Here is a 12834-nt window from a genome sequence, read left to right as displayed (position 1 = left end):
GCCCATCACGCCAAAAAAAGAGGCGGTCCTCCCGTCATCAGCATGACGTTCGGACCGCCCCTTGCTCCTTCATCCGCGCTTCTTAGATCAAGCCCGATTGGACCAGCAGCTTGCGAATAATCGCTGCGGCTTCGGCGCGCGTCATCGCGGCTTGCGGAGCGAGCTTCGATGCGCTCCGGCCGCTAATCACGCCGGCGCCGATATTCTTCGCAGCCGCTTCCTTCGCCCAGGCGGAGACCGATGAAGCGTCGGTGTATGCCTGCAAGCCGGCAACTGCATGCGAATCCGCCGACAAGCCGGTCAGATCCATTGCCTGAGCAAGGATAACCATGGCCTGTTCCCGGGTGATTTTGTCGTTCGGGTGGAACTTCCCGTCCTCCATCCCGTGGATCAGACCGGCCCGCGAAGCCGATACGACCGTTTCATAGTACCAATGATTCGGGGTCACATCCGGGTACGCGGGGCTGCCGGAGATGTCTTCCGGCTTGATTCCCAGTCCGCGCACTACCATCGCGGCGAACTCTGCCCGGGTCACTTCACGGTTCGGTCTGAAAGAACCGTCCCCTTCTCCGCCCACAACCAATCTGGAAGCCATATCGATTACGGCTGTTTTTGCCCAGTGCCCTTCCATGTCCGTAAAGGCCGCCTTGTTCTCAATCAATGCATACAAGCTGTTGGTTCTGCTCTGGATGACGGCCTGGTACTTTCCGCCGATTTCAACGAGTTTGGTCGGCACCTGACGCACCGAGCCGTCCGGCTCGACAACGACCGCTGTTGCAATCCGGCTCGGATGAATACCGTTCGGAATCTCCAGGGTCCGCTCCAGATAAGCATTGAACGAAGCAACGGTCGCCGATTGTCCGCCGGACGTGCCCCGTACCGTGAATTCAACCGGGGAACCGACCAGCGAGAAGCCGTAGCGGGCAGCAGCCTTGTCGGCAAGGCTTAAGCCCTCGGAAGCCGGAGAAGCAACCTCGATCTCCAGCGTCAGTTCTTCGACGCTCGCTGCTCCAAGCTTCTTCAATAGAGAAGCCAGGTCCAGCTTTTGCGCCGGGAGCGAGAAGGAGGCTTCTGGTGTCTGGAGCTTAAGCGTGAGCTTCTTCTCAGCCAGACCTTTAAGGAATGATCCGCTCAACTGCTGGATTACCGCATCGGCTCCGCCTGCAACCGGGATTGTAATCACGTCGCCCGTTTCTGCCGCAGCCAAAAGCGACTGGGCTCCGGCCGTGCTGATGGCCACCTTCATCGTCTTCCGTCCGCCGGCCTCTGTGCCGGAGACCGTCACACCCTGAACGGTCTTCCCGTTCACCTGCAGCTCGATAGCCGCCGTGCTCGGCGCTGCTGTCACCGGAGCCGCTGTCGGCGTACCGGCAGATGGAGCTGGCGTACTGACGCTTGGACTGCCCGCTTCGTTTCCGCCCGGATTGCCGGTGTTGCCACCAGGATTGCCGGTGTTGCCACCAGGATTGCCGGTATTATTGCCAGGGTTCGCGGGTTCGCCGCCCGGATTGCCCGGGTGCTCACTCTTGACCGGCGTGGCGCTCTTCTCGTTCGAGATCTCGCTGTCCCCGCCGGGGCTTATCGCCTTAACTACATAATAATAGGTCGTACCGTTCGTTAGGCCGGTATCCGTCCAGCGGTCAACCGTGGCATCCGCTGTGTGGACCGGAAGCTCATAATGGCCCGATTCCGTGCTGCGGTACACTTCATAGTCGGTTGCATAGGGAACCTTCGACCATTCCAGCGCCACGCTCGACTCTCCCGCCGTCGCAGTCACCAGCTCCGGCGTCCCCTCAAGAACCCATTCCGCGTACAAGACCAGACCGGAGACTCCCACTTTCACTTCCGCTCCGGGTGCAAGATGCATGCCATTTCCGCCCTCACCCGTATTCCAGCCGTTGAAACGGTAACCTTCCTTCGTCAGATTGCCTGTATTATCGGCAACTTCTGCATTGCTTCCGGATGTGTAGTCATTCGAGTCGGTCGGAACCGCCCCGCTGTCTGCGCCGCCGGCCTTGTAGAGGACATGCGATACAGCCGGCCGCAGCGCCGGGTAGCCTTCATTGACTGCGGAGTCCATCGTCCAGACCTCGGCCAGATCCCAGCCGGCTTCCGTGTACAGAGCCGCCGACTTCATCTCTTCGGTCGTCCGCCCGTACGAAGAAGCCAATGCGTTAACGGCAACCTCGGCGTCATAAAAGCTGCTCTCCACGGTGTCGTTGCCGTACCCGGACGATACGGCAATCCCCGCAGCACGGCTCCCTGTCCCGGAGGCCGTCACCGTGCCGCCGGCATAGCTCGTCTTAATGGCGCCATTGTTGTACCCGGCGATGCTGCCGACATCTATACCCATCACATCGGTAAATGTATAGCTGTTCATAATTGCACCAGTATTCTCACCAACCAGGCCGCCCGCTGCATTATTGCTTTTTACCTTTCCAGTAGACCAGCTTTGTTCAATACGACCATTATTGTCAGCGACCAGGCCGCCCGCACCGTCATTGCCCCAAATGTCTATACTTGAAGAGCTGCGCTGGATAACCGCCTCCGCGCTGTTATATCCGACCAGACCGCCGGCGCGAGTGTTGCTGGTTACACTGCCGTCTGCCATGCTGTCCGTGATCGTGCCTGCATTAACTCCGGCCAGTGCACCGCCGAGACCATTGATAGAATTGACCTGAACTCCTGTCAGCTTGACATCCCGGATCTCTGCATGTTCTCCCAGATAGCCGAACAGACCGGTGACTTCGTAAGGTGCAACGGTAAGATTCGATATCGTGAACCCACCGCCGTCCAGATGGCCCTGGAACGGCGCCTCCCCCGTACCAATCGGCTTCCAGAAGGATTGACCGTTATACCCCTCCAGATCAATGTCGGCCGCCAGCCTGAAATACACGTCTGGCTGGTTCAGATAGCGGTTCATCCGGCTCAATTGTTCGGCATCCGTAATTAAATACGGTTGCTGCTCGGTTCCGAGCCCTTTCATGAGACTCTGGCGATGGACGTTAACGGTGTAGTTCTTTGTGGTTCCGTCCGGCAGCGCAACCGCTACCGGAATTAGATTCTCGCCGACCTTCAGGGGAATCTCGCCACTCGGAGCACCGGACGCTGCGGCAGCCTCCCCGATCGTCAACGAAGCGTCCGGGCTGTAGACCGCTGCCGTGACGGATACACGCGTCGTGGAGTAAGGCACTTCGGCCGTGTACTCGGTGACATCCGGCTGGAAAGCCTCCTCCAGGCTGCCCGTGGACAGTTCTAGACCCATCAAATCCGCGGCATCGTCGGTATACAGCAGCTTCGGCCCCGACCAGACCCGCAGCTTCAGATCCTTTATGGACGTCTCTACAGGCGGCCGGATTACAAAGGTAACCTGTCCGTTCGTCGTATAGGAGGACATTCCACCATCGGCGGTATCTTTTTCTCCATTGCCGGACTTCGGATCCATATCCAGGAACACGGCGCCTTCCGCTTCCACGAACACCTCCGTTCTGCCGGTAACCGGCAGCATTTTTCCTTCCTGTTCACCGTACACGGTAAACGTTACGGAGTAGCCGTTGAAGGAAGAAGCGTCCGAATAAGGGACCGCAGCGTCTTGCTGAACATAGCTGGCTGCAAAATCAGGTTTCCCCTCGGAAATCGAAGAAACATTGGCGGAATTGTTGGAATATCCATAGGAATAATTCCCAACCCAGCTCATGGTCCCGTCTGTAATAAAGCCGCCGACAATCTGTTTCCTCTCGGGGTTGGATATCACAATCTCGTCCTGATCCGCCTGGCCGGCGGATGTTGCCGTCGTCCCGTCCGCGAACCGGATGTATAGTTGTTCTCCATCCTGCAGCTGGGCCTCCATATTGAACTGGACCGCCCTGGTTGTTGACACGCATCCGCTCAGGAGCGCGCCGATTAACAGGATGCTAAGGAACATCCCGAATTTTTTCCTGTTGCCTCTCATGCTTCCACCTCGTCTAGTTAGTGATATTGTCGAATATACTCGTAAAATGTAAAAATAAAAATCCCCCGAAAGGGGGGGACCCCTCGGGGGAGAATCAGTTCAGCCAGCCATTATCCTTGGCGTGCCGCAGCAGCAGGACCCGGTTGCCGATGCCCAGCTTGCGGTACGCGTTCTTGATATGCCATTTGACGGTCTCCGGCGCGATATGCAGCCGGCCGGCGATCTCTTTGTTGGACAAGCCGTCGGCAATCAGCCGGACGACGCGCAGCTCCTGCTCCGTCAAAGGTCCGTTCCCGGACATTTCCGCCGCCAGGCGGCTGCCGGAGTCCGTTGCGGCTTGCACGGGCGCTGTACCGTGCTTCCGTTTGATTTTGGCCAGCGTCTTGGATAATCGCTGCTCTGTCACCGGCTTCATCAGATAGTCCAACGCGTTCAACTCAAAAGCTTCTACCGCGTACTCGTCGTAACCGGTAATAAAGACGATGTCGAGCGACGGCCGGATCGCGTGTAGCCGTGCCGACAGACTCATCCCGCTCTCTGCCGGCATCGCGATATCCAGAAACGCAATCTCCACCGGATGCTCACGCACATAATCGCATACGTCCTTCGGCCCGAGGAAGGTCTCGCTTACTCCCACGGTCCCTTCCTCCTCCAGAAGCCGCTTCAGCCGTCTGATCGACAGGGCCTCGTCATCAACAATAATAGCTTGCGGCATCTCTCCCTCTCCCTTCACCTACGATTCCGCCGGAATATCGAACGACACGGTCGTTCCCGCTCCCGCTTGGCTCTCAATCCGCAGCTGGCGACCGTACAGCAGCTCCAGCCGCCGGTTAATATTGCGCAGACCGACGCCCTCGCTGTCCTGCCTTTCCGTTCCCCTGGCCAGTACCTCCTCTAAGCGTTCCTCCGACATGCCGATGCCGTTATCTGCTACACGGAAACGAATGACTCCATCCTTCCCCTCGCAAATGCTTACCCGGACCCTGCCGACCGGCAGGTCCGAACTTCGGATGCCGTGAATGACGGCATTCTCTACAATCGGCTGGAGCATAAGCACCGGAATCAGGCTCCTCCGGTTCGCCCGGATGTCGTATTCTACATGCAGCTTGTCCCCGAATCTCGCCTGCTCGATGTTCAGATAGGCTTCAACCAGCTCCAGCTCATGCCGGATCGTGGTTCTCCTGTCCTGCGGCGAGAAATCGAAGCTCCTGCGCAAATACTGCGAAAGATCCAGAGTCAGCGCCTCTGCCTTGCGCGGCTCGTCCACGCACAGCTCGGCAATGGAATTCAGGGCGTTATACAGAAAATGAGGGCGGATCTGCGACCGGAGAAACGCAATCTCCGCCTCCTTGACCTGGGTCTGAAGCTGCCGGTTCCTCTCGACGATCCCGCGAATGGCTTCGCGAAAGACTACAGAGAACAGGACACTGACAACAATAGTCGGGAGATATACCAGATGCAGACGCACCATCTCGGCCGAGGTGCCCTTCAGAGCGAACGTGGAGCCGCTGCCCATCAGACCGTACAGCAGCGACAGCAGAACCGCGATCCGAATCTTCCGTCCCTTCGGTGCCGCAATGAACGGTCGCTGGAAATACAGCACCGCCGGCATGCTGACCGCAAGCGCGAACGTTGTAGTGTAGAACCCAGGGCCGAAGCCGAGCAGCAGCCTGCACATTATAATGATCCCCGCCAGTGCCACTCCGGTCCTTCTTCCGCCGTACAACGTACCCAGCAGCAACGGCACTACGCGGAGATCCACATGAATATCGCCGGTAAGTTGAATGGGAAAAATCATCGTCAGGATGATGGTCGTACCAAAAAGAGCGGACAGCACCAGCTTGTCCCGCCGCCCTGCCGTTAACCGCTCCGCGAAGAATAACTCGTAGGTGAAGATAAGAACCACAATCAGCGATACTTGCAGCAGAAAATTCTGTATAGTTCCTAGCATCTGCAAATTTCCATCAGAGCTCTTCATCCAATCTAAAAAACTCGGACAGTTTCTCTAGGGTAAATTTGTTTCTTAGCTTGCAAGCTGAATTTTGGTTAGCGAACATCCCTTTTTCCCACAAAGCTTGTTCCCGAGGGACGGTTTTTTCCCATTTTACTCTAACCACATACTCACAAAGATCGGGGTTGTTCAAATTCTCCCCCATACTCCTTGCTTTTAGCGGAACCTCCAAAATCGGTCTTTCTTCCCCGGAGCTTAACCTCACCTTGAATTCCCGAACAGGAACAACAGGTTCCTCCACTATTCCTACGCCGACATATCCCACCTTTGGAATACATGCAAATATTCTGGACCCTGTCTTCAAAAGCTGAAGAGTATTGCTGTACCACCTGCCTTGACCAGCAGATACAAAGCCGTATTGGATGCAATCTTCCCAGTTTCTATATTCACCTTCTCCCAGACTCACATAAAAATCATGGCCATTCCATGGTTGATTGCCTGGCTTTGGTTTTTGCATATTACTTGCATTTGCTTCAACCTGGTAAGGATCGATTAACCAAGTACGTGCCAGATATTCATGCTCGTTTTGCTTGAAATATTTAAAAAAGACTGCATTTATAGGCACACCATACGAGGAGGAAAGATATTGAATAATACGTTCGGTTGCAAAGTCAATTTCCGACGACACAATGATCATCGTATGGTTTTCATTAATCCGCTCAGGTGGGGGAGCCTGAAATTTATCATAAAAGGCCTGCTCAAATGGACAGACCGGGTTATATGTAGAGTAAATTGAGGCAATTTGATCATAGTCTAACGTTTGAACCCATGAGGCATAATCAATAATTTGTGCAACGACATCGCGCGGAGTCCTATCTTTCTTTAACTCGATGATAGTCAAATCGCCAACCGAATTGATTGCCAGCATATCTATTATTTTTCCATAGGCCGTATAAACTTGCCGGCCAATCAAAAGCAGACCGGGATCAATAATCCCTATATCCCGATTAATAACCTCTTCTAATTTATTTTCCGTTTCCATTTTTGAGAATAAGAGACGCTCCACACCTCCCGAAATCTTCCAAATCCCAACTTCAAGCGACATTCTGTCACATCCTTTAAAAGTTTAGTTTTGATGAGACAAAAAAAGCAATGGATCATCCCCATTGCCTTTGGTTGTGTTCCTGGTTCCTTCACTTTAATTATAAAGTTTTTTCCAATGAATTTGTAGACTGCTCTTTTGGAGATTTCTCGCTTATACTGGTGGATACAAATCCAGAACAGAAAGGGTGGACCGCGTATGACTCATCCGACCGAGGTCTTGGACCGGGGGCCTTTTTTTCATGGGACAAAAGCAGAACTGAAGATCGGCGATTGCTTGGAGCCGCTGCACCTATCCAATTATCAGAACAAGATATCCAATCATATCTATTTCACTGCAACCCTCGAGGCGGCGAAATGGGGGGCAGAATTAGCCGCCGCCTCCTCCACCGCCTCCAAAGAACGAATCTATATCGTCGAGCCTTTAGGCGAATTCGAGAACGATCCCAATGTCACCGACAAGAAGTTCCCCGGCAACCCGACACGATCCTACCGGTCGAAGTCTCCCTTGAAAGTTGTAGCGGAGCTGGGCTCCTGGGACAGACATTCCGATGAACAGATCAATCAAATGCTGGCTTCCCTTCAAAAGCTGCGGGAGCAGGGCAAGGCTGTTATTTATGATTAACTGATTAAGGAGGGTTCCGATGAGTCCGGAAGAGATCCGACGAATCATTGAGAAGTACGTGAAGGCCTACAATTCTTTCGATGTCGAAGGGATGATTCAGCTGTTGCACAAGGATATCGTGTTCCGCAATTTCTCCAATGGCGAACTTCAGACCGTCACCAGAGGAACAGAAGCGTTCAGAGAATTGGCAGAACAGTCCTCCCAAATGTTCTCCAGCCGTCGTCAGACCCTTACAGCTTACAGGGCTTCCGGCGACCAGGCTGAAGTGCAAATTGATTATGAAGGAAGACTGGCCATCGATTTGCCCAACGGATTAAAAGCTGGAGATACCCTGCAGCTAAAAGGAAAGTCCGTATTTGAAATTAAAGAAGGCAGGATAGCATTGATTCAGGACTACAGCTAATTATTGGATCGAGTTCATCAGTTCGTAGAAGAATTCAGGTTTATGAATTTTATTGAGACTATACCAAGCATCTAAGGTTTTTGGAGAGAATACATCCAGCTCTTTTAGAACATGAACAGAAAACTCCAACGGAGCCACTCCGGCTGCGGTAATCAATTTCCCGTCGGTGACAGCAGCTTCCGCTTTGTAATACTCTTGGCCCGAGTAAGAAGGGCAGATCATTTTAAGATAGGATAGATCATTGCTTGTGTGCCACCGTGAATTCAACATTCCGGCTTGAGCAAGTCCTAGGGTAGCACCGCAAATTGCTCCCACTGCTCCCCCTTCCTTTAAACATCTCTCGGCAATTTGCAGTATAGGTGCGTGAACAGCCTCTAACCATGTATTTCCGCCCGGTAAAATCAGTGCCCCTATGCCTTTAATGGCGCACTCATCCACATTAATATCAGGCACTATTTTCAAGCCGCCCATTGTAGTGATTGGCGTTCGATCTACTCCAACGGTGACGATTTTTACTGGAGCCAGTCCCGGCCTGAAATATCTTCCAGAGTTCAGTTCAGCGGTTAAATAACCGACTTCCCAATCGGACATGTTATCCAACACATAAAGATAAACCGTACGATTCATGTTCAGGTCCCCTTCTAAAGTTCGTTTGGTTACAGCAGCCTTGCATCGGCAAGGAGCGGTATCCTCATCATAAAACAACTTCACTGACACCTGCCGTCAGTGAAGTTGTTAACCTTTGTAATATTCCATTAACTCTGAAGCAATCTCTACCAGTCTACTCTTTAGATTTTGCGGCTCTATAACTTGAACCGATTTCCCATAACGAAGAACGATATACGGAATATGTGTATACAGGGATTCTTGCTCAACTAGAAAAGTGGCTTGCGTGAGTGTCCGTTCCTGTAAATAATGCTCCATAAACCAATGAATGCATAAGTCATCCAAGGCTTCTGACCTGCCCTCAATAATCAAAGGGGTGAATCGGGAGGAATCCGCAGGTTCTGGGAACAGACTGTTCATCAGAAAAGCACGCGCCGAAAAGTCACCGGGACGCCTAAATGATAATGACGTGCGCGTAATGTTCAAAATTCGTTCTACCCGGAAGCAGCGGATTTCATTCCGCAGGTGACAAAATGCCTATGAGAGCTTTGATATTCCCAAGATCGTTTATGATAGTTTTGAACTCGGCGATGCTCCATTTGCCCAATGGTTGGAAAAGAGTAAATTACATGAAGTATTAAACTATATCAGAAGCCTTGCACCTATTAATAAGACTTTAGGCAGATGTGACTTGAAGGAGGACTGTATGAACTATATATGGTTTAGTTACGAAAAGCCAATCTTAGATCAACTACCTCACCCGTTTACAGAAGCGGCAATATTACTCAACCCTTTTATCCAAATGCCTGTAGGTTGGACTGACTCAAAAGCTAGAAGTGAATATGATCATGTATATCCTGATTTAGAAGAGTCCATTCAACTTGGTAGGCCTAAACCTTGGAAAGAAGTCATGCAAGATACTGGAATACAATCTTATGAAGAACTCGTTATGGCGTTGAAGACATCTATCTCAGCATTAAAGAAGGAGTTTTCTCGCCCAGATTTAGCTGCCTTATTAAATAACAATCTACATAAAGACCTTTATTATCCTCGAGAAGACAAAATATCCGAATTTTTGATTTCGGACATTCTTGATGTATTTAGTTCTTCGGGGGCTGATACAATAATATATTCTGACCCGATTTTAGATCAGGATGGTACGCTGCTCATTAATAATGTCACAGCTAAAGAGATATGTGAATTAGCACCAACTGAGATAATACTAACAGATGAAGGAATGCAATTTGCATTCTTAAGTGTTTATGACTCATTCATAACGGTGCTTCTCTCTAAAGAGAAAAAACTAAAAGAAGTTATCGATAAAAAGAAATGGGAAGCAGTGATTTGTAAACCAAAAACATATTAGTTGGTATTTTTGAAAATTTGTTTAGGTGGAATTGGCCCCTCTCCTGCAGAAACCATTCTATCTCCCGCAGGCCGTTATCATAGATACGAAAGAAGTAAGCCCACATGTTGCTGGCTCCGTCTCTGTAATGACTTAAAGATGAATCGAAGATTTTTTTATTTTGACTGTCGAAGGTTCACGTTCCGCCTTGCTTTTGCGCCAAAAAGAGATATAAATCATGTATCAATTTTTCTTTCCGATCAAAAAATGCCTGCCCTTTGCCTGCATCGTCTGATCTTCCGCCTGCTTGCGCAAACAGCACTGCTTATACTTTTTCCCGCTTTCGCAAGGATATGGGTCATTTCTTCCTGTCATGTTATCGCTCTCTTTCATCAACTGCGATATAGCAAAGGTTCCTGTTTGTTCGCTTTACAAATCGAGTCTACGTGCAGCTGATTTTGTAGAACTTCTCGAAGACGCAGCCGTAACTAAAGGTCGTTTAGCAAAAAATATTCCGGCTTCAAATCAGTTTTTATTTTTGTAAACATTGATTAAAGACTTGTTGGAGATCTAAACCTAATTCTTCAAATTGAGATTCTAAAGTGAGCAGATCAAGATACGCATTTTTGTTATAATAATACATTTTAATGTTCTCTTTTTTAGCACCTTTATAATGCACTTCCCTCTCTTTTAACTCTAACAAATCTTTAGATGGATCCATTAAGAGCGGTACTCTTGTTTGAGCATTAATATAAAGACTGACAACATGATTGGCAACATTACTATCCAATCGGCCAATTCTTTTAATTTTGAATTTAACCCCTTTGTCGTTTTTGTCCATTTCATACAAAGCACCATTATTATAAGAGACATAATTTGTTCCATTATTCAACTTAGCAAATTGATCATTCTTATTTTTGACTGACTCAGACATATATGTATGTGTGGTAATGATTACTCCATGAAAACTTTCTTTCTAATGAAAGTCCAAAATCAAGAGTAATGCTCCCATGCTCATTTGTTGTACAGAAATCAAGTAATTCAGTAGGGGAAATCATTTTTCTCCTAACGTCCCAGTAAATATCATCATTTCCTATACTTCATCTATACATATTATTTCCATTTCCAATTATATCAGATTGCAAAATAAGTGTTCCTAATGATTCATTTCGATTAGGCGCCGTGTCACCCTTTTTTAATATTCTTATAACTAGATCACAAACTTGAGATATTAATATTGCCTTCGTGCCCCCTTTGAAGGTTCAATCTCAAAGACGTCACCAAACATAATAGGTTCAAACCTTTTGTTTATGCTCTCATCTAATAGTTGAATTTTACGTAGATCCCTCACATGTTGCTCTGTTTCATAATCCCATATCTTATAAGGCAATCTTTGAATTCTACCTAAGTTATTATGTATATCCTCCATTTGATTAATATTCTCATTCAAAGATTTGTCGAACCTACGCAGATTTTCTTATTTGTTGACGTCAACTGCCCGATACTTCAATGGAACAGGGAGCAGCGCCGCGACGACCTGCTCCCTGTTCTGGTTGAACTATAGTTTCCTGATAGTTTAGATAAAAACCGAATCTATCCAATGTCGGTAGCCCGGTATTGTTATATTATTTATTTACATTAACTTAATCTTATGGATTATTACCTGCTGCTACCACAACCGAGAAAACACCACTATCATCGTGTTTCAAGATAACAATGAAGGTACCAGGCTTTAATTCGGAATCAAGAATTCCAGCGAAATCATAAAATCCTTTTAACCGATCTGAAAGGATTTTACTCTCATACTGAATGACATCACGGCCCTCGTCAGCTTTATATTCTTTGACCTTGACAGCGTCACTTGGAATGACTGAGGAATACTCATTTAATGCTTCCTCTGCAGTGCGATGTTTCGAATCCGTAGCTTCAAACGACAAGGTTACATTGTTCGCTGTATTTTTCTTCGTCACATCATCTTCTGAATACATTACGAGAACAGTATTGTTCTGATAAGAGCTGATTCCTGCTTCACTGTCGTTCTCATCGGCTCCCCGAACTTGCTCGATAACCTCCTTGGTATCCCCAAGACCTCCTGCTTTGGTAATCAAAGGAGCTATAGAAGGGGCTTGTTCTTGGGCCGGATCTGGTGTGTTTACAGTTTCTGCATCTGTATTAGCTGTTTCAGTTGCAGCAATCACATTCTTTGCGATCTCATCAGTTTTTCCAGTCCCTATACTCTCGTTGGCTGATCCACCGCAGCCAGCTACAGCAACTGATAAAGTAATAAGTCCAACTAAAAAAAACATTTTCTTTTTAAAACTCATAATCCAACCCCCAGCTTTATTTATACAACTCTACGATTGTAACATAATTATGGTTACTTTTCCCTGTTTTTGATAGAATAGGATTGTTAACAGAATACCATGCGGTTTTTCTAATTTCATACCTTTAGACTCCAAAAATAAGTTTTAAACTGACCTAGAAATTGAAACAGCGACAGAAAAGGACGAGAAAATAAAGTCTCCTAGACTGTCGCTGTCTCTTTAAACTAACGTTCTCCGTTAGCGCAATGAGGGACAATTCCTATCTGATACTTGTCTTCGTAAATTAGTATACCAGGAAAGACCTTTAGAAATGGCTTTATTTATCTCGGATGTTATATTTTTTCCGGAAATATTTGAGAGGCTCGGCGCGCATCGCCAGGTTCCACCATTTGGCTTCTGCTGGCGTTTGATCAGCCCTGCCCGCTCCAGTACCTTAATAAGCCCCAATCGACGCAACCAACTACGTATCGAAGATAATTTTAAAGAGGCTGTCCCAAAAGTAGATATTTCTAAGCTGAGAGGGACCA

Annotated in this window: 13 protein-coding genes; 4 read left to right on the top strand and 9 right to left on the bottom strand. The window is 48.7% G+C overall.

What is annotated here, in order from left to right; translation table 11 throughout:
• Positions 1 to 82: 82 nt before the first annotated feature.
• The 4 genes from F4V43_RS09030 to F4V43_RS09015 all read right to left on the bottom strand — a co-directional run bounded on the left by F4V43_RS09030 (position 83) and on the right by F4V43_RS09015 (position 7008).
• Positions 83 to 3925: an S-layer homology domain-containing protein gene (locus F4V43_RS09030; protein ID WP_191089534.1), complete on the bottom strand. Its 3843-nt coding sequence runs from the start codon at positions 3923 to 3925 to the stop codon at positions 83 to 85.
• 121 nt (positions 3926 to 4046) lie between these two features.
• Positions 4047 to 4667 carry a response regulator transcription factor gene (locus F4V43_RS09025; protein ID WP_150457922.1) on the bottom strand — a complete coding sequence of 207 codons (621 nt, stop codon included), beginning with the start codon at positions 4665 to 4667 and terminating at the stop codon, positions 4047 to 4049.
• Between the two features lie 18 nt (positions 4668 to 4685).
• Positions 4686 to 5903 (bottom strand): sensor histidine kinase, encoded by a 1218-nt coding sequence (locus tag F4V43_RS09020; RefSeq protein ID WP_191089533.1) that lies wholly within the window; start codon positions 5901 to 5903, stop codon positions 4686 to 4688.
• Positions 5904 to 5916: 13 nt separating this feature from the next.
• Positions 5917 to 7008: an endonuclease NucS domain-containing protein gene (locus F4V43_RS09015; protein ID WP_150457920.1), complete on the bottom strand. Its 1092-nt coding sequence runs from the start codon at positions 7006 to 7008 to the stop codon at positions 5917 to 5919.
• Between the two features lie 195 nt (positions 7009 to 7203).
• On the opposite strand from F4V43_RS09015, the gene arr reads away from it, so the two are divergent.
• Positions 7204 to 7629: an NAD(+)--rifampin ADP-ribosyltransferase gene (gene arr, locus F4V43_RS09010; RefSeq protein ID WP_150457919.1), complete on the top strand. Its 426-nt coding sequence runs from the start codon at positions 7204 to 7206 to the stop codon at positions 7627 to 7629.
• A 19-nt stretch (positions 7630 to 7648) separates the two neighbouring features.
• Positions 7649 to 8032, top strand: coding sequence for a nuclear transport factor 2 family protein (locus F4V43_RS09005; protein WP_150457918.1), 384 nt, complete (start codon positions 7649 to 7651; stop codon positions 8030 to 8032).
• Here F4V43_RS09005 and F4V43_RS09000 read toward each other — a convergent pair whose 3' ends face one another.
• Positions 8033 to 8659: a type 1 glutamine amidotransferase family protein gene (locus F4V43_RS09000; protein ID WP_150457917.1), complete on the bottom strand. Its 627-nt coding sequence runs from the start codon at positions 8657 to 8659 to the stop codon at positions 8033 to 8035. It lies immediately after the preceding gene.
• Between the two features lie 108 nt (positions 8660 to 8767).
• Positions 8768 to 9163, bottom strand: a complete 396-nt coding sequence (locus tag F4V43_RS08995) for a helix-turn-helix transcriptional regulator (protein WP_223879835.1) — start codon at positions 9161 to 9163, stop codon at positions 8768 to 8770.
• 181 nt (positions 9164 to 9344) lie between these two features.
• On the opposite strand from F4V43_RS08995, the gene F4V43_RS08990 reads away from it, so the two are divergent.
• A complete protein-coding gene (locus tag F4V43_RS08990) occupies positions 9345 to 10004 on the top strand; it encodes a DUF2711 family protein (RefSeq protein ID WP_150457916.1) in 660 nt (219 codons plus the stop codon).
• Between the two features lie 222 nt (positions 10005 to 10226).
• On the opposite strand, the gene F4V43_RS20090 is transcribed toward F4V43_RS08990, so the two are convergent.
• The 3 genes from F4V43_RS20090 to F4V43_RS08975 all read right to left on the bottom strand — a co-directional run bounded on the left by F4V43_RS20090 (position 10227) and on the right by F4V43_RS08975 (position 12307).
• On the bottom strand, positions 10227 to 10358 hold the full coding sequence (locus F4V43_RS20090) for an SEC-C metal-binding domain-containing protein (protein WP_408638327.1): 132 nt from the start codon (positions 10356 to 10358) through the stop codon (positions 10227 to 10229).
• Between the two features lie 157 nt (positions 10359 to 10515).
• Complete coding sequence (locus tag F4V43_RS08980) at positions 10516 to 10824, bottom strand: hypothetical protein (RefSeq protein WP_150457914.1); 309 nt, start codon at positions 10822 to 10824, stop codon at positions 10516 to 10518.
• Positions 10825 to 11632: 808 nt separating this feature from the next.
• Positions 11633 to 12307 (bottom strand): hypothetical protein, encoded by a 675-nt coding sequence (locus F4V43_RS08975; protein ID WP_150457913.1) that lies wholly within the window; start codon positions 12305 to 12307, stop codon positions 11633 to 11635.
• A 310-nt stretch (positions 12308 to 12617) separates the two neighbouring features.
• On the opposite strand from F4V43_RS08975, the gene F4V43_RS19825 reads away from it, so the two are divergent.
• Positions 12618 to 12834: hypothetical protein (locus F4V43_RS19825; RefSeq protein ID WP_223879832.1), on the top strand; the 217-nt coding region annotated here is incomplete at its 3' end.

The organism is Paenibacillus spiritus, assembly GCF_008710135.1.
Taxonomy (GTDB): domain Bacteria; phylum Bacillota; class Bacilli; order Paenibacillales; family Paenibacillaceae; genus Paenibacillus_AQ; species Paenibacillus_AQ glufosinatiresistens.
Note: the sequence above shows the minus strand (reverse complement) of the source record. Positions and strands in the feature narration are given on the sequence as shown.

What these genes read in the sequence shown, in the direction of transcription:
- F4V43_RS08990 (WP_150457916.1), top strand. Translation starts at nt 9,345, where the DNA reads ATGAACTATATATGGTTTAGTTACGAAAAGCCAATCTTAGATCAACTA.
- F4V43_RS09005 (WP_150457918.1), top strand. Translation starts at nt 7,649, where the DNA reads ATGAGTCCGGAAGAGATCCGACGAATCATTGAGAAGTACGTGAAGGCC.
- F4V43_RS09020 (WP_191089533.1), bottom strand. Translation starts at nt 5,903, where the DNA reads ATGCTAGGAACTATACAGAATTTTCTGCTGCAAGTATCGCTGATTGTG.
- F4V43_RS09000 (WP_150457917.1), bottom strand. Translation starts at nt 8,659, where the DNA reads ATGAATCGTACGGTTTATCTTTATGTGTTGGATAACATGTCCGATTGG.
- F4V43_RS09025 (WP_150457922.1), bottom strand. Translation starts at nt 4,667, where the DNA reads ATGCCGCAAGCTATTATTGTTGATGACGAGGCCCTGTCGATCAGACGG.
- F4V43_RS09015 (WP_150457920.1), bottom strand. Translation starts at nt 7,008, where the DNA reads ATGTCGCTTGAAGTTGGGATTTGGAAGATTTCGGGAGGTGTGGAGCGT.
- arr (WP_150457919.1), top strand. Translation starts at nt 7,204, where the DNA reads ATGACTCATCCGACCGAGGTCTTGGACCGGGGGCCTTTTTTTCATGGG.
- F4V43_RS20090 (WP_408638327.1), bottom strand. Translation starts at nt 10,358, where the DNA reads ATGACAGGAAGAAATGACCCATATCCTTGCGAAAGCGGGAAAAAGTAT.
- F4V43_RS09030 (WP_191089534.1), bottom strand. Translation starts at nt 3,925, where the DNA reads ATGTTCCTTAGCATCCTGTTAATCGGCGCGCTCCTGAGCGGATGCGTG.
- F4V43_RS08975 (WP_150457913.1), bottom strand. Translation starts at nt 12,307, where the DNA reads ATGAGTTTTAAAAAGAAAATGTTTTTTTTAGTTGGACTTATTACTTTA.
- F4V43_RS08980 (WP_150457914.1), bottom strand. Translation starts at nt 10,824, where the DNA reads ATGGACAAAAACGACAAAGGGGTTAAATTCAAAATTAAAAGAATTGGC.